Annotated in this window: 17 protein-coding genes and 3 tRNA genes; 12 read left to right on the top strand and 8 right to left on the bottom strand. The window is 70.6% G+C overall.

Going from position 1 to position 18,526, the window contains the following annotated elements:
• Positions 1–93 precede the first annotated feature (93 nt).
• Genes QM641_RS11300 through QM641_RS11290 form a run of 3 tightly spaced genes read left to right on the top strand, consistent with a single transcriptional unit; the run spans position 94 to position 1,566 of the window.
• The gene (locus tag QM641_RS11300; RefSeq protein ID WP_415116507.1) at positions 94–435 is read left to right on the top strand and encodes an ArsR/SmtB family transcription factor; all 342 of its coding nucleotides are present in this window, start codon (positions 94–96) and stop codon (positions 433–435) included.
• Complete coding sequence (locus QM641_RS11295) at positions 432–1,076, top strand: dihydrofolate reductase family protein (RefSeq protein WP_415116505.1); 645 nt, start codon at positions 432–434, stop codon at positions 1,074–1,076. Before QM641_RS11300 ends, QM641_RS11295 begins: the two co-directional genes overlap by 4 nt.
• A 10-nt stretch (positions 1,077–1,086) precedes the next feature.
• On the top strand, positions 1,087–1,566 hold the full coding sequence (locus QM641_RS11290; RefSeq protein ID WP_415116503.1) for an SRPBCC domain-containing protein: 480 nt from the start codon (positions 1,087–1,089) through the stop codon (positions 1,564–1,566).
• 176 nt (positions 1,567–1,742) lie between these two features.
• Here the strand turns inward: QM641_RS11290 and QM641_RS11285 are convergent.
• A tRNA-Val gene (locus tag QM641_RS11285) sits at positions 1,743–1,818 on the bottom strand.
• Between the two features lie 188 nt (positions 1,819–2,006).
• On the opposite strand from QM641_RS11285, the gene aceE reads away from it, so the two are divergent.
• The 6 genes from aceE (at position 2,007) to QM641_RS11255 (ending at position 9,614) form a co-directional block, all read left to right on the top strand.
• Positions 2,007–4,733 (top strand): pyruvate dehydrogenase (acetyl-transferring), homodimeric type, encoded by a 2,727-nt coding sequence (gene aceE / locus QM641_RS11280; protein ID WP_415116501.1) that lies wholly within the window; start codon positions 2,007–2,009, stop codon positions 4,731–4,733.
• Positions 4,734–4,740: 7 nt separating this feature from the next.
• Positions 4,741–5,949: a PucR family transcriptional regulator gene (locus QM641_RS11275; RefSeq protein WP_415116499.1), complete on the top strand. Its 1,209-nt coding sequence runs from the start codon at positions 4,741–4,743 to the stop codon at positions 5,947–5,949.
• A gap of 96 nt (positions 5,950–6,045) precedes the next feature.
• Positions 6,046–6,966, top strand: a complete 921-nt coding sequence (locus QM641_RS11270; protein WP_415116497.1) for an ACP S-malonyltransferase — start codon at positions 6,046–6,048, stop codon at positions 6,964–6,966.
• On the top strand, positions 6,963–7,964 hold the full coding sequence (locus QM641_RS11265; protein ID WP_415116495.1) for a beta-ketoacyl-ACP synthase III: 1,002 nt from the start codon (positions 6,963–6,965) through the stop codon (positions 7,962–7,964). Before QM641_RS11270 ends, QM641_RS11265 begins: the two co-directional genes overlap by 4 nt.
• An 84-nt stretch (positions 7,965–8,048) precedes the next feature.
• The gene (locus QM641_RS11260; RefSeq protein ID WP_415116493.1) at positions 8,049–8,297 is read left to right on the top strand and encodes an acyl carrier protein; all 249 of its coding nucleotides are present in this window, start codon (positions 8,049–8,051) and stop codon (positions 8,295–8,297) included.
• A 78-nt stretch (positions 8,298–8,375) separates the two neighbouring features.
• The gene (locus QM641_RS11255) at positions 8,376–9,614 is read left to right on the top strand and encodes a beta-ketoacyl-[acyl-carrier-protein] synthase family protein (RefSeq protein WP_415116491.1); all 1,239 of its coding nucleotides are present in this window, start codon (positions 8,376–8,378) and stop codon (positions 9,612–9,614) included.
• A gap of 142 nt (positions 9,615–9,756) precedes the next feature.
• On the opposite strand, the gene QM641_RS11250 is transcribed toward QM641_RS11255, so the two are convergent.
• From QM641_RS11250 to def, 3 genes are all read right to left on the bottom strand, one after another.
• Entirely contained in the window at positions 9,757–10,260 is a 504-nt protein-coding gene (locus QM641_RS11250) for a DUF3145 domain-containing protein (protein WP_415116489.1), read from the bottom strand.
• A gap of 168 nt (positions 10,261–10,428) precedes the next feature.
• Positions 10,429–10,501, bottom strand: a tRNA-Asn gene (locus QM641_RS11245).
• Between the two features lie 88 nt (positions 10,502–10,589).
• Positions 10,590–11,156, bottom strand: a complete 567-nt coding sequence (gene def, locus QM641_RS11240) for a peptide deformylase (protein WP_415116487.1) — start codon at positions 11,154–11,156, stop codon at positions 10,590–10,592.
• Positions 11,157–11,198: 42 nt separating this feature from the next.
• On the opposite strand from def, the gene QM641_RS11235 reads away from it, so the two are divergent.
• Positions 11,199–12,293, top strand: a complete 1,095-nt coding sequence (locus QM641_RS11235; protein ID WP_415116485.1) for a DMT family transporter — start codon at positions 11,199–11,201, stop codon at positions 12,291–12,293.
• Between the two features lie 35 nt (positions 12,294–12,328).
• A tRNA-Ile gene (locus tag QM641_RS11230) sits at positions 12,329–12,402 on the top strand.
• 34 nt (positions 12,403–12,436) lie between these two features.
• On the opposite strand, the gene QM641_RS11225 is transcribed toward QM641_RS11230, so the two are convergent.
• From QM641_RS11225 to dusB, 4 genes are read right to left on the bottom strand one after another with little or no spacing between them, the layout of a single operon-like run.
• A complete protein-coding gene (locus QM641_RS11225) occupies positions 12,437–13,198 on the bottom strand; it encodes an ATP-binding cassette domain-containing protein (RefSeq protein ID WP_415116483.1) in 762 nt (253 codons plus the stop codon).
• Positions 13,199–13,230: 32 nt separating this feature from the next.
• Positions 13,231–15,084 (bottom strand): DNA primase, encoded by a 1,854-nt coding sequence (gene dnaG / locus QM641_RS11220; protein WP_415116509.1) that lies wholly within the window; start codon positions 15,082–15,084, stop codon positions 13,231–13,233.
• Complete coding sequence (locus QM641_RS11215) at positions 15,084–16,430, bottom strand: deoxyguanosinetriphosphate triphosphohydrolase (RefSeq protein ID WP_415116481.1); 1,347 nt, start codon at positions 16,428–16,430, stop codon at positions 15,084–15,086. The genes dnaG and QM641_RS11215 overlap by 1 nt, the downstream gene beginning before the upstream one ends.
• Positions 16,402–17,565 carry a tRNA dihydrouridine synthase DusB gene (gene dusB, locus QM641_RS11210; RefSeq protein ID WP_415116479.1) on the bottom strand — a complete coding sequence of 388 codons (1,164 nt, stop codon included), beginning with the start codon at positions 17,563–17,565 and terminating at the stop codon, positions 16,402–16,404. The genes QM641_RS11215 and dusB overlap by 29 nt, the downstream gene beginning before the upstream one ends.
• Before the next feature lie 57 nt (positions 17,566–17,622).
• On the opposite strand from dusB, the gene QM641_RS11205 reads away from it, so the two are divergent.
• On the top strand, positions 17,623–18,123 hold the full coding sequence (locus QM641_RS11205) for a glutathione peroxidase (RefSeq protein WP_415116477.1): 501 nt from the start codon (positions 17,623–17,625) through the stop codon (positions 18,121–18,123).
• Positions 18,124–18,526: the final 403 nt, after the last annotated feature.

The raw sequence follows: 18,526 nt of genomic DNA, 5'->3' as shown, positions 1-18,526 counted from the left end.
GATCGTGAGGCACCGATCCCACTCTCGCGCTCAAAGAAGCTGAGGCACGTCGGGCAGTTGACGCAGCGACGAACACTCCTAATAATTAGGTATATGCCTAAGTATCGCGATGAGGTCGATGTCGTGCTCCGCGCGCTCGCGGACCCGACCCGCCGAGCGGTCGTGGAGCGATTGGCGAAGTCTCCTGCGGTGGTGTCCGAGCTCGCCGAGCCGTTCGCGATGGCGTTGCCCTCGTTCATGCAGCACCTGAGCGCACTGGAGAGCGCAGGAGTCATCTCGTCGAAGAAGCACGGCCGGGTGCGCACCGTGAGCCTGGTTCCGGGCGCGCTCGATGTCGTGCAGCTGTGGCTCGGCGAACAGCGAACGCCTGCCGAGCGCCAGGCCGACGACCTCGGCGTCTACCTTTCCCGCACCGCCCGAAGGAGGTCCTCGTGACCCGCGTCAGCGCCAACCTGTTCGTCTCGCTCGACGGCTACACCGCATCCGACCCCACGCCCGAGAACCCGATGGGCGATGGCTGGTCCCAGCTCACCGCGGCATGGGGAGCCACCCGCACGGTCCGCGAACGCGTGTTCGGCGACCACAGCGGCGCGCGCACGACCGGAGTGGACGACGCCCACGCCGCTGCGTTCTTCCGAGGGGTCGGAGCCGAGATCATGGGAGCCGGCATGTTCGGCCTCCACGCCTTCCCCGACGACCCGGAGTGGAAGGGCTGGTGGGGCGACGAGCCGTCCTTCGGCACGCCGGTCTACGTGCTCACCCACTCCGCCCCGCGCCCGCCGATCGTGATGCAGGGCGGGACGACGTTCCACTTCCGCAACGAGCCGATCGAGACCGTGCTCGCGGAAGCCAGCGAGGCAGCCGGTGACCGGGGTGTGCGCATCGGCGGCGGAAGCGGCGTCGCACACGCGTACCTCCGCGCGGGGCTGATCGACGACCTGCACCTGATGATCGCGCCCGTCGTCCTCGGCCGCGGGAACCGGTTCTGGGACGACCTCGGCGGACTGGAGGTCACCCATCGTGTGAGCTCCGAGGTCTCCGAGAGCGGCACCATCCACATCGCCTTCACCAGATAGGACACCACCCGTGACAACCGAACGACGAATCGCGCGCGCCGAGTTCCTGCTGACACGCGACTACCCGGCAGCGGTCGAACGCGTCTGGGACGCCTTCACCGACGAGGAGCAGAAGCTTCGCTGGTGGGGTGCCGGGGATGCCATGGAACACCGGGAGTGGGTCTTCGACTTCCGTCTCGGCGGCCGCGACGTCGCCGAGGGGAAGTTCCACAACGGCCCCGTCTCACGGTATGAGGCGACCTACACCGACATCGTCGACCAGGTCCGCATCGTGACGACGTACGACATGTGGATCGACGGCATCCACATGTCCACCTCGATCGCCACACTGGAGTTCGAGCCCATCGAGGGCGGCACGCGCTTCGCGCACGGCGAGCAGGGAGTCTTCTTCGATCGGTTCTGGGCCGACGGCGCGAACCGCGAGAAGGGCACACGCGGCCTGCTGGCGGCACTGGGTCGATACCTCACTCCACGCGACTCCCCTGCGTAGCTACGACGCGGGTCACGCCCGACCTGACAGGGCAGCCGCGGCGTGTCGTCGGAGATCGGCACAATGTCGGATGCCTCGGCGCCCCGGCATCCGACGAACCGCAGATCTCCGACGTTGTGCTGCGTTCCGCCCACCCGTGAAACGTGCCCACGTCGTTGGTTTGAACAACGACGTTCTGGTGGGCCCTGCCGGGATCGAACCGACGACCTACTGGGTGTAAACCAGTTGCTCTACCGGCTGAGCTAAAGGCCCCTCGCCCTCAGTCTAGAAGCGCCGGTCGGGCGCAGGATGCCGTTCGACGATCGCTTTCGGTCGCAACACTGTGCCGCGCCGCGCCGTGTGAGTAGGCTGACTCCAAACGGCTTGTGCAGTGTCGACAAGACCTGCACGATCGCCGCGGTGATTCCCTGGCACGATCTGCCCAACGAGAAAGGCCTCCCGTGACCGTCAACGATCAGGATCCGTATTCCCAGGAAGCCCTCGACAGCGATCCGGAGGAGACCGCCGAATGGCAGGAGTCGCTCTCGCAGCTCGTCGAGGCGAAGGGCCACGGGCGCGGGCGCGAGATCATGCTGAGCCTGTTGAAGGCGTCGAAGGACCTGCATCTCGGGGTTCCGATGGTGCCGACCACCGACTACCTCAACACCATCGCACCGGAGAACGAGCCCGACTTCCCGGGTGACGAGGAGATCGAGCGCCGCTACCGCGCGTGGATCCGCTGGAACGCCGCAATCACCGTCCACCGCGCCCAGCGCCCCGGCATCGGCGTCGGCGGACACATCGCCACCTACGCCTCCTCCGCCTCGCTCTACGAGGTCGGCTTCAATCACTTCTTCAAGGGCCACGACCACCCCGAGGGTCCCGATCAGGTCTTCATCCAGGGTCACGCCTCCCCCGGCATGTACGCTCGCGCGTTCCTGGAGGGACGCCTCACCGAGGCCCAGCTCGACGGCTTCCGGCAGGAGAAGTCGAAGACGCCCAATGGCATCCCCTCCTACCCCCACCCCCGCCTCCTGCCCCACTTCTGGCAGTTCCCGACCGTGTCGATGGGCCTCGGTCCGATCAACGCGATCTATCAGGCTCAGTCCAACAAGTACCTCACCAACCGCGGCATCAAGGACGTCTCCGGCAGCCATGTGTGGGCCTTCCTCGGCGACGGCGAGATGGACGAGGTCGAAAGCCGCGGACAGCTGCAGGTCGCCGCCAACGACGGCCTCGACAACCTCACCTTCGTGGTCAACTGCAACCTGCAGCGCCTCGACGGCCCGGTGCGCGGCAACGGCAAGATCATCCAGGAGCTGGAGAGCTTCTTCCGCGGCGCCGGCTGGAACGTCATCAAGGTCATCTGGGGCCGCAAGTGGGACGAGCTCATCGCGCGCGACACCGAAGGCGCCCTCCGCGATGTGATGAACAGCACGCCTGACGGCGACTATCAGACGTTCAAGACCGAAGACGGCAAGTTCGTGCGCGACTTCTTCTTCGGCAAGGACCCGCGCGCCCTCGAGCTCGTCAAGGACTACACCGACGATCAGATCTGGGCGCTCAAGCGCGGCGGACACGACTACCGCAAGGTGTACGCGGCGTTCAAGGCGGCCGTCGAGCACAAGGGCCAGCCCACCGTCATCCTCGCCAAGACCATCAAGGGATACGGCCTGGGTTCGCACTTCGAGGGCCGCATGGCCGCGCACCAGATGAAGAAGATGACCCTCGAAGACCTCAAGCACCTGCGCGACGAGATGTACATCCCCATCTCCGACGCCCAGCTCGAGGAGAACCCCTACCTCCCTCCGTACTACAACCCCGGTCCGCAGGACGAGACGATCCAGTACATGGTCGAGCGCCGCCGCGCTCTCGGCGGCTTCCTGCCGGAGCGCAGGGCGACCCACGTCGACCTCAACCTGCCCCCGGAGTCCGCGTACGCGATCGGCAAGAAGGGCTCCGGCACCCAGGCGGTCGCCACCACCATGGCCTTCGTCCGCATCCTCAAGGACCTCCTGAGGGTCAAGGACTTCGGCAACCGCATCGTCCCGGTCATCCCCGACGAGGCGCGCACCTTCGGCATCGACGCGTTCTTCCCGACCGCGAAGATCTACAACCCGAAGGGCCAGAACTACACATCGGTCGACCGCGACCTGCTGCTGGCCTATAAGGAGAGCCCCCAGGGCCAGATCGTGCACGTCGGCATCAACGAGGCCGGCGCGCTCGCCGCGTTCACCGCCGCCGGCACGGCGTACGCGACGCACGGCCAGCCGCTCATCCCGGTCTACGTCTTCTACTCGATGTTCGGCTTCCAGCGCACCGGCGACGCGCAGTGGGCCGCCGGCGACCAGATGGCGCGCGGGTTCATCATGGGCGCCACCGCCGGTCGCACCACGCTGACCGGTGAGGGTCTGCAGCACGCCGACGGCCACTCGCCGCTGCTGGCCTCGACCAACCCGGCCACCGTGATCTACGACCCCGCCTACGGGTACGAGATCGCCCACATCATGCGCAGCGGTATCGAGCGCATGTACGGCGGGACCCACCCCGACCCGAACGTGATGTACTACATCACGATCTACAACGAGCCGATCGTGCAGCCCGCCGAGCCGGCCGACGTGGACGTCGACGGGATCATCCGCGGCCTGCACCGCATCTCCACCGGCGAGGGCAGCGGTCCGCGCGCGCAGGTGCTCGCCTCCGGCGTCGGCGTGCCGTGGGCGCTCGAGGCGCAGAAGCTGCTGCAGGAGGACTGGGGCGTCACCGCCGACGTGTGGTCGGTCACGAGCTGGACCGAGCTGCGCCGCGACGGCCTCGCCGCCGACGAGCACAACTTCCTGCACCCGCTCGAGGAGCCGCGCACCGCGTATGTGACGCAGAAGCTCCAGGACTCCGAGGGTCCCGTGGTCGCCGTCAGCGACTACATGCACGCCGTGCAGGACCAGATCCGCCCGTGGGTGCCGCGCCACTTCGCCACTCTCGGCGCGGAGGGCTTCGGCTTCTCCGACACGCGTGCCGCCGCCCGCCGCTTCTTCAAGATCGACGGACCCTCCGTCGTCGTCCGGACGCTCCAGGCGCTCGCCGACGAGGGCAAGGTCGACCGCGCGCTGTCCGCCCAGGCGATCGAGAAGTACCGCCTGAACGACATCGCCGCGGGCAGCAGCGGAAGCGCGGGCGACGAGGGCTGACGGCTCGATGCCCGAGCGTTCCTCGTCCAGCGAGAAGGCGGCCACTCTCGCGTGGCTTCGACGCATCTCGGGCGACCTGGCGACGGCGACGATCACGCGTCTGGAGGAGTCTCTCCCGTGGTATGCCGAAATGCCGCCGGCCCGACGGTCCGCCGTCGGGCTGGTGGCCCAGGCCGGGATCTCGTCGTTCATCCAGTGGTACGAGGATCCGGCATCCACCCCCTGGATCGCCGCCGACATCTTCGCCGCCGCGCCCCGGGAACTGCTGCGCAGTGTGAGCCTCACCCAGACGCTGCAGCTGATCCGCGTCACCGTCGAGGTCACCGAGGAGCGCGTCGGCGGCCGTGACGCCGACGTGCGCGAGAGCATGCTGCGCTACTCGCGCGACGTGGCCTTCGCCGCCGCCGACGTGTACGCGCGCGCGGCGGAGGCCCGGGGGCTGTGGGATGCCAGGCTCGAAGCGCTCGTGGTCGACTCGATCCTCACCGGCGAGGCCGACGAGGAGCTGCCCAGTCGCATCGCGGCGCTCGGCTGGCACGGACGCGGCGAGGTCGCCGTGCTCGTGGGCACGACCCCGGTGCAGTTCGACGTCGACCAGCTGCGCCGCACCGCGCGCAAGATCGGCGTGGACGTCCTCATCGGGGTACAGGGCTCCCGGCTCGTGGTCGTGATCGGCCGCGCCGACCTGCCCGGCCGCGACGAGGCATCCGTCGACCTGCCCTTCCCCGAGATCGCGCGGCGCCTCGAACCCGGCTTCGGCCCGGGACACCTCGTGCTCGGACCTGCCGTTCCGGCCCTCGTCGACGCCGGGCAGAGCGCGCGCGCGGCGCTCGCCGGCTTCGCAGTCGCGAAGGCCTGGCGGCACGCCCCGCGTCCCGCGGAGGCCGACGACCTGCTGCCCGAGCGGGCGCTCGCCGGCGATCCGCTGGCCAAGGCGACACTCGCCGAGCGCATCTACCGTCCGCTGCAGGGCCACTCCGCCGACCTGGTCACGACGCTGTGGAGCTATCTCGACAACGGCCGCTCGCTGGAGGCGACCGCGCGCGAGCTGTTCGTGCACCCGAACACGGTGCGCTACCGGCTCAAGCGCGTCTCCGAACTGATCGGGTGGGATGCCACCGGCCCGCGCGAGGCGCTCATCCTCCAGACCGCGCTGATCATCGGTTCGATCGGCACCGAGGTCACGCGCCGCCGCGCCACGCAGCGTCGCTCATGACGCCCGTGGCGCGCATGTACGGCGCGCACAAAGACACGCCGCGATCTTGTGTCCGCCTCCGCAGGTCGGCGCCCCCGTCTCTGGAAGGATGAACGGGTGATCATCGCCGTCTTCCCGGGACAGGGCTCCCAGACCCCCGGCTTCCTTGCGCCCTGGCTGGAGATCGACGGGAGCCGCGAGAGGCTCGACGCCTACAGCGAGCAGGCCGGCGTCGACCTCGTCGCCGCGGGCACCGAGTGGGACGCCGACCGCATCCGCGACACGAAGGTCGCCCAGCCGCTCATCGTCGCCGCGGGGCTGCTGTCGTGGGCGGCCCTGGGAGCGCTGTCCCCGGCGCGGCCGCAGGGGGTCGCCGGACACTCGGTGGGCGAGCTCACCGCGCTCGCGGCCGCCGGCGTGCTCTCCGAGGCCGACGCGCTGCGCCTGGTCGGCGTGCGGGGCCGGGCGATGGCCGACGCGGCCGCCGCGGTCCGCACCGGCATGAGCGCCGTCGTCGGCGGGGTCGAGCAGGCCGTGCTCGAGCGCCTCGAGGCGCTCGAGCTGACGCCGGCGAACTTCAACGGCGGCGGACAGATCGTCGCCGCCGGAGAGCTCGATGCCCTCGCCGCCCTCGCCGCCGAGCCCCCGCGCGGAAGCCGCGTGGTGGCGCTGCAGGTGGCCGGTGCATTCCACACGCGGCATATGATCTCCGCGGTCGAGACGCTGCGTGCTGCGGCTGCGGAGGTCGCCGCAGCCGACCCGCAGCCGACCCTGTGGACCAATAGCGACGGCTCGACGGTCTCCGACGGCCGCACCGCGCTCGACCTGCTCGTGGCCCAAGTGGCCTCTCCGGTGCGCTGGGACCTGTGCATGGCCTCGTTCCTCGATCACGGCGTGACCGGGATCATCGAGTTCGCTCCGGCCGGAGCGCTCGTGGGCCTGGCCAAGCGCGGTCTGCGCGGCATCCCCGCCGTTGCCGTGAAGACCCCCGACGACCTCGCGGCGGCCGCCGCGCTGCTGACAGGAGGCGACGCGTGACAGCCACGCTCAGACAGGCCACCGGCCCCGCCCACACGCGCATCTACGGCTACGGCGCTGCCCGCGGCGAGAACGTCGTGCCCAATGACGACCTCATCGGACCGATCGACTCTAGCGACGAGTGGATCCGTCAGCGCACCGGCATCGCGACCCGCGTGCGCGCCTCCCACGACACCACGGCGATCGAGCTCGCCGCGGCCGCGCTCGGTGAGGCGATCGAGCGCTCCGGCATCCGTCCCGACCAGGTCGACGCGGTGCTGGTCGCGACGATCTCCAACCCGCGGCAGACGCCGTCGGTGTCGGCCATCGTCGCCGACCGCGTCGGAGCGAACCCGGCCGCCGCCTACGACCTCAACGCCGCGTGCGCCGGTTTCGCCTACGGCATCGCGCAGGCCGACGCGCTCATCCGCGCCGGTGCGGCCACCTACGTCGGCGTCGTCGGCGCGGAGAAGCTCAGCGACATCGTCGACCCCGCCGACCGCTCGATCTCGTTCCTCCTCGGCGACGGCGCCGGCGCCGCGATCGTCGGACCCAGCGACACGCCAGGGATCGGACCGACGGTGTGGGGCTCGGACGGCTCGAAGGCGGATGCCGTGACCATGAACCACACCCTCACCGCGTTCCGCGACGGCCAGGCGCCGTGGCCGACGCTGCGCCAGGAGGGACAGACCGTCTTCCGCTGGGCGGTGTGGGAGATGGCGAAGGTCGCGCGCAAGGCACTGGATGCCGCCGGCGTCGAGCCGGCCGACCTGGCCGCGTTCGTGCCGCATCAGGCGAACATGCGCATCATCGACGAGTTCGCCAAACAGCTGAAGCTCCCCGACTCGGTCGTCATCGCACGCGACATCGAGACCACGGGGAACACCTCCGCGGCATCCATCCCCCTCGCCACGCACCGTCTGCTCACCGAGCATCCGGAGCTGAGCGGGGGACTCGCCCTGCAGATCGGCTTCGGAGCCGGTCTCGTGTTCGGGGCTCAGGTGGTCGTCCTCCCGTGAGTGCGGACGACCCGCACATAGAATGACAACCGGCCGCACGGGCCCGACACCGATCGCCGGGCCCTGACCCAACAAGGAGACACCATGGCATTCACCAACGACGAGGTCCTCGCGGGGCTCGCCGAGCTCATCACCGACGAGACGGGCATCGCCGCCGAGGAGGTCGCGCTGGAGAAGTCCTTCACGGACGACCTCGACATCGACTCGATCTCGATGATGACGATCGTCGTCAACGCCGAGGAGAAGTTCGGCGTGACGATCCCCGACGAGGAGGTCAAGAACCTCAAGACGGTCGGCGACGCGGTCGCCTTCATCACGTCCGCGCAGGCGTAGGTCCGTCGTCGCGCCGCGCGTGACACCGTCCGTCCGGCGGGGGCTTCCCGCCCCCGCCGGAGCACAACGAGGAAAGCCATGACCACTCCCCGAATCGTCGTCACCGGCATCGGCGCGTCGTCGCCGATCGGCGGCACCGCACCCGAGAGCTGGGAGGCCCTGCTGGCGGGCGCCTCCGGCGCGCGCACCCTCGAGTACGACTGGGTGGAGAAGTACCAGCTTCCCGTGACGTTCGCCGCTCAGGCCGCCGTGCGCCCCGACACGGTGCTCGCCCGCCCGGTCGCCAAGCGACTCGACCCGTCGTCGCAGTTCGCGCTCGTCGCGGCGACGGAGGCGTGGGCGGATGCCGGCAGCCCCGAGGTCGACCCCGACCGCCTGGGCGTGGACTTCGCCACCGGCATCGGGGGCCTGTGGACCCTCCTCGACGCATGGGACACGCTGCGGGAGAAGGGGCCTCGCCGCGTCCTGCCCATGACCGTGCCCATGCTCATGCCCAACGCCGCGGCAGGCAACCTGTCGCTGCACTTCGGTGCGCGCGCCTACGCGCGCACCGTCGCCAGCGCCTGCGCGTCGAGCACCGAGTCGATTGTGAACGCGGTCGAGCACCTGCGCGACGGCCTCGCCGATGTCGTGATCGCCGGCGGCACCGAGTCGGTGATCCACCCGATCACGATCTCGTCGTTCGCGTCGATGCAGGCCCTCTCCAGGCGCAACGACGATCCGGCCACGGCGTCGCGACCCGCAAGCGTCGACCGCGACGGCTTCGTCATGGGCGAGGGCGCGGGCGTGCTGATCCTGGAGACCGAGGAGCACGCGAAGGCCCGCGGTGCCAAGATCTATGCGTCGGTGGTCGGCGGCGGCGTCACCGCCGATTCGTACCACATCACAGCGAACGACCCCGAGGGCACCGGCGCCGCGCGCGCGGTGCGGATGGCGTTGGAGTCGGCAGGCGCCTCGCCCGACGACGTCACGCACATCAACGCGCACGCCACGTCGACCCCCGTGGGCGACCCCAACGAGTACCAGGCGCTGCGCAAGGTCTTCGGTCCCCGCATCGACGAGATCCCGGTGTCGGCGACCAAGGCCTCGACCGGCCATCTCCTGGGCGGCACGGGCGCGCTGGAGGCGATCTTCACGATCCTCGCGATCCAGCACCGCATCGCCCCGCCCACGATAAACCTCACCACGCAGGATCCCGAGGTCCCCTTCCGCCTGTCCGGCTCGCCCGAGCCGCTCGGCGCGCAGCAGCAGCTGGCGATCAGCAACTCGTTCGGCTTCGGCGGTCACAACGCCGTGGCCGCGTTCGCGTCGGTCTGAGCCCGCCCACGAGAAGACGCCCCTGGCCTCGCCGGGGGCGTCTTTCGCATGTCAGGCGGCGGGTCACGTCTTCCCGGATCCCGGGAGCAGATCACCGAGTCCGGTACCGGCGCGACGCGCCGCCTGAGGCCTCATTCCACGGTCAGCCCACCTTGTGGAGCCACACGACAGCGGCGTCGTCGCTGGCGTGGCGGAAGGGCTCCAGCTCGTCGTCCCACGCCGTGCCCAGGGCGACCTGCAACTCGCGTTCGAGCTCGGCGAGGTCGCCCGCGGCGATCTCCATCGCGTAGCGGATGCGGTCCTCGCCGATCACCACGTTGCCGACCGTGTCGGTCTGGGCGAAGTGGATGCCGAGGCTCGGCGTGTGCAGCCACCGTCCGCCGTCGCTGCGCGGCGTCGGATCCTCGGTGACCTCGAAGCGCAGATGCTCCCAGCCGCGGATCGCCGTCGCCAGTGCGGCGCCGGTCCCGGCCGGTCCCTCCCAGTAGAACTCCGTCCGTCTGCTCCCCTCCAGAACCTGTTGATCCGTCCAATCGAAGCTCACGGCGCGTTCGAGCACGCGCCCGACCGCCCACTCGAGATGCGGGCACAACGCGCGTGGCGCGGAGTGGATGAAGATCACCCCACGCGCCTGTGGTGCTGCCATCGTCTCTCCCATCATCAGGTGCGTCTTCCCCTACGACCTGATGCCCGACATGGCCTGTGCGATTGTGAACCCTCATTATCGCCGACGCGCGCCCGCTACCACAAGCGGCAATCGTGACGGTGTCGCCCGCACGGGAAACGGCCCCGAGGTGGAGCTCGGGGCCGTTCGCTCCCCGGCTTGGACTCGAACCAAGAACCTATCGGTTAACAGCCGATTGCTCTGCCAATTGAGCTACCGAGGATCAGTCGCCGTGGCGACAACCAGACCATGCTAGCAAAGCCGCACGCGTGCGCGTGACCCGCGCGACCGGGCACGGGAGGGCGCCGCGATCACGCCTCCAGCTCGTCGACGCCGGGCAGCCAGCTCTGCCCGGGGCGTCCCCAGCCGCGCTTGCGCGAGATGCGCTGCACGGTCTTCCAGTCCGCGTCAGAGATGCGATCGATGTAGAGGATGCCGTCGAGATGATCGAACTCGTGCTGCAGGATGCGCGCACGCCAACCGGAGACGCGAAGCTCGACCGGCCCGCCCTCCAGGTCGGTGCCGGTCAGGAGCACCTCGTCCGAGCGGCGGAGCGGGAAGCGCTCCCCGGGGAACGACAGGCACCCCTCGGACTCCGTCTCGGGGTCCGGGGCGCCCGGCTCGAGCGGGCGCATCCACAGCTGCGGGTTGACGACCACGCCGCGCCAGGGTCTTCCCTCGTCGTCCTGGTAGGAGTAGGTGAACAGTCGCAGCCCAACACCCACTTGGGGGGCCGCGAGCCCCACGCCGGGGGCGGCATCCATCGTCTCGAACATGTCGGCGACGAGCGCGCGCACTTCGTCGGTGATCTCGGCGACGGGGGCGGCGACAGCGTGCAGGACGGGGTCGCCCATGATGCGAATGGGGAGAACAGCCACGTCCTGAGCCTATCGAGCCGCCCGTCCGGTTACTGTCGATGGGTGCTCTCTCCGCGCCTGGCGCTGAACGACGTCACCGACGAGCTCGTCGGGGTCTTCGATGACCCGTCGATCCTGATCGGCATCCCGTTGGCGCTCCTCGGCGCGGTCTTCATGTCGTTCGGGGCCCAGTATCAGCACCGGGGCGTGTTGAAGGTCGAGCGGCTCACGCAGGTCGACGGCAACAGGGGTCTCACCGGCGCGCAGCTGCTCAATCTGCTCAGGCGCCCCTCGTGGGTGGCGGGCACTCTCATGCTGGGCCTGGCGATCGTGTGCCAGCTCACCGCGCTCTCGTTCGCGCCGCTGATCCTCGTCCAGCCGGTGGGCGCGGTCTCGCTCGTGATCACGACGCTGCTGAACGCCCGCATCTCCGGCCACGCGCCCACGCGACGCTCGCTCACCGCGATCGCGCTGTGCATCGGCGGGATCTTCCTGTTCGTGACGGTCGCGGCCCTCTTCGCGACCGAGGCGCCGGTGTCGGATCGGCAACTGATCACGATCCTGCTCATCCTCGTCGGCGTGATGCTGCTACTGACCTTCACCTGGATCGCGCTGCGGCACCGCATGAAGGCGCTGTTCTACATCGTCGGCGCCGGCGTCGTATACGGCTTCGTGGCGACGCTCGCCAAGGTCGTGATCAGCCGCATCAAGACCGGGGACTTCGAGTGGCTGACCCTGGCGTGCGTGGCGGCGCTCATCGCAGGAACCTGCATCGGCGCCTACTTCGTGCAGACCGCCTACGCCTCCGGGCCCCCCGACCTGGTGATCGCGGGACTGACCGTGATCGACCCGATCGTCGCGGTCGTCATCGGCCTCTCCGTGCTCGGCGAGGCCGCGAACGCACCGCTGTGGGTGAACCTCGCGTTCGCTGCGGCCGGGGCGATCGCCGTCGTCGGCGTGTTCCAGCTGGCCCGCCATCATCCGCAGATCGTCAGCGACAGCCAGGAGCTGCCCATCCCCCGCGGCCGCGACGGCGGCGTCGGCGACGAGCCCCACCCGCGCACCGGTCCGATCCGCTTCGACGAGGCCGTCGCGAAGGTATGGCCGGACCCTCCGGTGCACGACAGGGACGCCCCGCGCACCGACGATCCGCGCTGACCGCGCGGGGCGGCACGGTAGGCTCGATGCCGCACGGGGCGGTGGCCAAGCCGGTCAAGGCAGCGGGCTCATAACCCGACGATCGTGGGTTCAAGTCCCACCCGCCCCACGTGAGCACCGCGTGCTCCCGGCCTTGTGCGCGATCAGGATGCCGCGCGCTCGGCCTCGCCGGGCGTCCACTGCAGCGCTCCGACGCGGCCGCACGCCACCGGGAAGCCCGCGCGCAGCACCAGCACGTCGGCGTCGAGCTCCATCGCGGTGCGCTCCTCGTGGGTCGCGACGACCACCGCCGTGCCGTGTTCGGTCAGGCGTCGCGCGATCGCCGCGCACGCGGACTCGCGCGCCTCGGTGTCGAGGTTGACGTACGGGTCGTCGCACAGCAGCACGCGTGGTCGCGTGATCAGCGCGCGCGCCAGCGCGACCCGCTGCCGCATGCCCGAGCTGAGCTCGTACGGGTACTTCCCGGTCGCCCCGAGCGGCAGCCGCAGCTCGTCGAGGAGGGTCGCCGTCTCGATCGCGAGCGCCCGCAGGTCGCGGCGGCGCTCGCGGCTCGTGACCGGTTCGGCGATGGTCTCCGCGACCGTCAGGCGCGCCGCCAGCAGACCTCCGGCGCCCTGCGGAAGGTAGCCGGTGACCGCGCCCAGGGTCCGGCGCGCCCGTCTGCCGTCGCGCACCCGGATGCCGTCGACCCAGGCCTCACCGCCGACGACGGTCAGCTCCCCCGCCCCCGCGAGTACTGCGAGCAGGCTCGACTTGCCCGCACCGGTGGGGCCCATCACCGCCAGCGCCCCGCCCTGCGGCAGCGTGACTGTGACGCCGTCGATGACGCGATGCCGGTCGCCGCGGCGAGCGACGGACAGGTCGGCGCAGCGCAGCGCGACGTCGGGAACGCTCGGAACCGGCATCCCCTCATCCTGCCGGTCGCCGGCGTGCGCCGCTAGCGGTCCTCGACGAGGTCGCGGATGCGGGCGTCGAGGTCACGCAGCCGCACGCGCACCGCACGCCCCTCCGGCGAGTCCGGCGGCAGCCGCTGCACGTCGCCGAGGAGCCGCGCCTTGTCGCGCTCGATCGCCCGCACCTGTAGCCGACGGCACAGATCGACCGTGGATGCCTCGGCGTCGGCCGCCGTGCGTGCCGGAAACGTCGCGGTGAGCAGCTCCACGGCCAGCGACCGGAACGGCTCCCGGGTGGACTCGACGGCCGCCGCCGCCCAGCCCACGCGCGTGCGATCGGGCTGGGCGAGCACGGCCTCGCGCACCGCGTCGAGCGCCGGAGTGCTCATCGGCAGCGCCAGAGCGGGGTCGATCCGCTCCGGGTCGACGGTGTGGCCGTACTGCAGCACCCCCATGAGGGCATCGCGCTCCAGCGCGGTGTCCGCGGTACGCGGCAGCGACGCGAGCGTCACGCGCGGAGGCGCCTCCGGTGCGGACTCGTCGACAGGCGCCGGCACGTGCGGCGCCTGCGCCGCTGGGCGGGTCTGGCGCGAAGCGCGCTCGACGGCTGAGCGCACCTCTCCGAGGTCGAGCCCGAGCTTGCGGGCGAGCACTCGGGTGTATCCGGGCCGCAGCGCCCGGTCGCGGATGTCGGCCACGATTGGCGCGGCCGAGCGCAGCGCCCCCACCTGGCCCTCCACGGTCGCCAGGTCGAAGCCGGCGAGCCGCTGGTCGATGACGAACTCGAACATCGGCGCTTTCGTCTCGAAGATCGACCGCACGGCGGCGTCGCCGCGCTCCAGGCGGAGGTCGCACGGGTCGAGCCCGTCCGGGGCGACGGCCACGTAGGTCTGCGCCGCGAAGCGCTTCTCGTCGCCGAAGGCCCGCAGGGCCGCCTTCTGGCCCGCGGCATCCGGATCGAACGTGAAGATCACCTCTCCCCCGGCGGTGTCGTCGCCCATGATTCTCCGCAGCACCGTGATGTGGTCGGACCCGAACGCCGTGCCGCACGTCGCGACGGCGGTCGCCACCCCCGCCAGGTGACACGCCATGACGTCGGTGTAGCCCTCGACCACCACGACCCGGTGCGCACGGGAGATGTCCTTCTTCGCGAGGTCCAGACCGTACAGCACCTGGGCCTTCTTGTAGATGGCCGTCTCGGGGGTGTTGAGGTATTTGGGCCCCTTGTCGTCGTCGTAGAGCCGCCGCGCGCCGAAGCCGATCGTCTGACCCGTCACGTCGCGGATCGGCCAGACCAGACGCCCGCGGAACCTGTCGTACGCGCCCCGCTGGCCGGCCGAGACGAGCCCCGCCGCCAGCAGCTCCTCCTCGGTGTACCCCTCGGCGCGCATCGCCGCGGTCAGCCCCGACCACCCGCGCGGCGCGTAGCCGACGCCGAAGTGGGCCGCAGCTCCCGCGTCGAAGCCGCGCTCGCCGAGGAAGCGGCGACCGGCCTCGGCCTCGGGCGTCGCCAGCTGCGCACGGAAGAAGGCCGCAGCGGAAGTGTGCGCCGCGTACAGCCGGGTGCGGCCGCTCGTCTCCGGCGCCGCTGCGCCGTCCTCGTAGTGCAGCGTGTAGCCGATGCGGGCGGCGAGCCGCTCGACCGCCTCGGTGAACGAGAGGTGGTCCATCGCACGCAGGAACGAGTACACGTCGCCTGACTCCCCGCATCCGAAGCAGTGGTAGTACCCGACCTGCGGCCGCACGTGGAAGCTCGGGCTGCGTTCGTCGTGGAACGGGCACAGGCCCTTGAGCGAGCCGACCCCGGCGGATTTCAGCGCCACCCGCTCGCCGATGATGTCGGCGATGTTCGTGCGGGCCTTGACCTCGTCGACGTCGGCCTGCCGGATGCGGGGCATCAGCGCTCCCCCGCCGGTCTTCTCGCGCCCGGCGACCAGATTCCGACGGATGCCGCGTCGACCTCCCCCACGAGTCGTGCGTGCCACGCGAGCGCGGTCTGGTCGGTGAGACTCGCGACCTGGTCGACGACGACGCGCCTGCGGTCGGCATCCGTTCCCGCGGCGGCGAAATCCGGCGCGTGCAGCGCGTCGAGCGCGTCCGGCGCGTCCCACAGCGCCGAGGCGAGCCGCCTGAGCACGCGGCGCTGCTCCTTGTAGATCGGCCGGCGGCCGTCGATGGACACCACGAAGGCGCCGATGATGCCCTTCAGGACCGCCATCTCGGCCTCGATGACGCGCGGCACCACCACGTGTGCGCGGTAGCGGGTGAGGTCGGCGACGGCGTACGACTCCTGCGTGGCGGCGGTGGCGGCGCGCGCGAAACGGCCGATGAGGTCGCTCGTGAGGTTCTTCAGGCGTGCGAGGTCGCCGCGGGTGCCGGTGAAGCCGGAGATCCACTCGGGCTGGGTCACGAGCCGGTACAGCGCGTCTTCGAGCTCCTCGCGCTCGAAGGAGTAACCGACCCAGGCCTGGATCGCCGTGACGAGCGCCTCGTGCTCGTCGCGGGAGACGAGGCGGGCAGGGTCCAGATAGCCGTTGACGACCGCGTCCTCGAAGTCGTGCACCGAGTAGGCGATGTCGTCGGACAGGTCCATGACCTCGGCCTCGATGCAGCGCACCCGGCCCGGAGCGCCCTCGCGCATCCAGTGGAACACCGGCTCGTCGTCGGCGTAGACGCCGAACTTCAGCCGACCGCCGGGATCGGCGAGCGGATGCTCGGCCGTCCAGGGGTACTTGCACGTGGCATCCAGACTCGCGCGGGTGAGATTGAGGCCGAAGCTCGTAACGCCCACGACGACCTTCGGCTCGAGCCTCGTGAGGATGCGGAGGCTCTGCGCGTTGCCCTCGAAGCCGCCGATGTCGTCGGCCCAGTCATTGAGGGCACGCTCCCCGTTGTGCCCGAAGGGCGGATGCCCGAGATCGTGGCTCAGGCAGGCCGTGTCGACGATGTCGGGCGACAGGCGCAGCGCGGTCGCCAGCTCCCGGCCGACCTGGGCGACCTCCAGCGAATGGGTCAGCCGGTTGCGGGCGAAGTCGGCGGGGCTGGCGGGCGAGAGCACCTGGGTCTTCGCGGCGAGGCGGCGAAGCGCCGCGCTGTGCAGCACGCGCGCGCGGTCGCGGGCGAAGTCGTCGCGCTGGGAGCGATGGGGTTCACGGTGGAACCGCGCCGCGTCGTGGGCGTCGTAGCCGATCGCGGGGTCGGCGACCGCGCGCGCCTCACCCGCCACTGTGGTCGAGCTCCGCATCGGCGAGGTCACCGGCCGCGCCCCGGTCAAGGTCCCGCGAGTCGAGCCAGCCGTGCGGCAGCGCGGGGCGCTTGGGCGTGCCGGCCCGGCCGCGCTGCCCCTCGGCCGCAGCGCCGGGATACGGCGCCTCGAGGTCGAGGAGGCCCAGCAGGTCGTCGATCTCCGCCAGCGACGAGGCCGTGGCCAGTGCCGCGCGCAGGTCGCCGCCGACCGGGTAGCCCTTGAAGTACCAGGCGACGTGCTTGCGGATGTCGCGGCATCCGCGCCCCTCGTCCTCGAAGAACTCCACGAGCAGCTCGGCGTGGCGGCGGAACGCGCGTGCGACGAAGCCCAGGGTCGCATCCACCGGAGGCGGGGCGTCGTCCGGGGCGCCCAGGGCGCGGGCGAGGTCGCCGAACAGCCACGGCCGGCCGAGGCATCCGCGCCCCACGATGACGCCGTCGCAGCCGGTCTCTGCCATCATGCGCACGGCGTCGTCTGCGGTCCAGATATCGCCGTTGCCGAGCACCGGGATATCGGTGACGACCTCCTTCAGCCGCGCGATCGCGGGCCAGTCGGCCGCGCCGGAGTAGAACTGCGCCGCGGTGCGCGCGTGCAGCCCGACCGCGGCCGCTCCGGCGTCCTCGGCGATGCGTCCCGCGTCGAGGAAGGTCAGGTGGTCGTCGTCGATGCCCTTGCGCATCTTCACGGTGAGCGGCACGTGCTCGGCGGCGCGCGCGGCGCGCGTCACGATGTCGCGGAACAGGCCCAGCTTCCAGGGCAGGGCCGCCCCGCCGCCGCGCCGGGTGACCTTGGGCACGGGGCAGCCGAAGTTCAGGTCGATGTGGTCGGCGTGGCCCTCGGCCACGAGGATGCGCACGGCCGCCTCGACGGTCGCCGGGTCGACGCCGTAGAGCTGGATCGAGCGCGGCGTCTCGGACTCGTGGTGGCGGATCAGCCGCATCGTGGTGGCGTTGCGCTCGACGAGCGCGCGCGTGGTGATCATCTCGCTGACGTACAGTCCCGCGCCGTGCTCGCGGCACAGCCGCCGGAACGCCGTGTTGGTGATGCCGGCCATCGGGGCCAGCACGACCGGCGCGCCGAGGTCGATGGGTCCGATGCGCAGGGGGCGCACGGCGGCAGCGGCAAGGGTCACCCCACCATTGTCCCAGAATCGCGGGTCTCGCCGTCGAGCGCGGCATAGCCTGGGGATATGGCTGACAGCGCACCCGATCTCCGCTCCATCCCCTTCCGCACCGCCGACGGCGCCGAGACCACGCTCGGCGACCTCGGCGGCGACGTCGTCCTGGTCGTCAACGTCGCCTCGCGGTGCGGCATGACCCCCCAGTACGAGCAGCTGGAGCAGCTGCAGCGCACCTACGGAGAGCGCGGGCTCACCGTCGTCGGCTTCCCCTGCAACCAGTTCATGGGCCAGGAGCCCGGCTCGATCGAAGAGATCCTGGAGTTCTGCTCCACGACGTACGGGGTGACCTTCCCGGTGATGGACAAGATCAAGGTGAACGGCCGCAAGGCCGCCCCGCTCTACAAGGCGTTGAAGGAGACGGCGGATGCCGCGGGCAAGGCCGGCCGCGTGCAGTGGAACTTCGAGAAGTTCGTGCTGACGCCGGGCGGTGAGGTGCGCCGGTTCCGTCCGCAGACCAAGCCTGACGACCCCGCGGTCGTCGCGGCGATCGAGAGCGGCCTGGAGCGCTGATCGGGTCGCTCTGGCGACGCACATTTCTCTTGTTGTCTGCAAAGCAGCTTTAGATCAGTCTCGTTTTTGTGTTCGATTTGTGGTAGACTGTCGGTAGAGATTCGGAGTAGGTGGGTGTGGTGTTCTGGCCACGCAGGGGGTGGGGGTCGGCGGTTGCCGGCACGGAGTGACGTGGGAGTGAGTGGGCGCGGTGACGCGCGAGGGTCTCGCTCGTTCGTCCTTCCTTCGTGATCGGATCGCCTGATGTCCTCGACCACACCGCCTGCCGGGCCCCATGAGCCCGCCGACCGTCCGGGCGACGGCGACCGGGCGTCCGATGTGTGCGATGCCGCCGGTGTGTGCGATACCGCCGATGTGTGCGATGCCGCCGGTGTGCGGGCGGTGCTGCTCCGCTCGGAGCAGG

Origin of the sequence: Microbacterium sp., from assembly GCF_047605725.1 — a bacterium.
Classification (GTDB): domain Bacteria; phylum Actinomycetota; class Actinomycetes; order Actinomycetales; family Microbacteriaceae; genus Microbacterium.
Note: the sequence above shows the minus strand (reverse complement) of the source record. Positions and strands in the feature narration are given on the sequence as shown.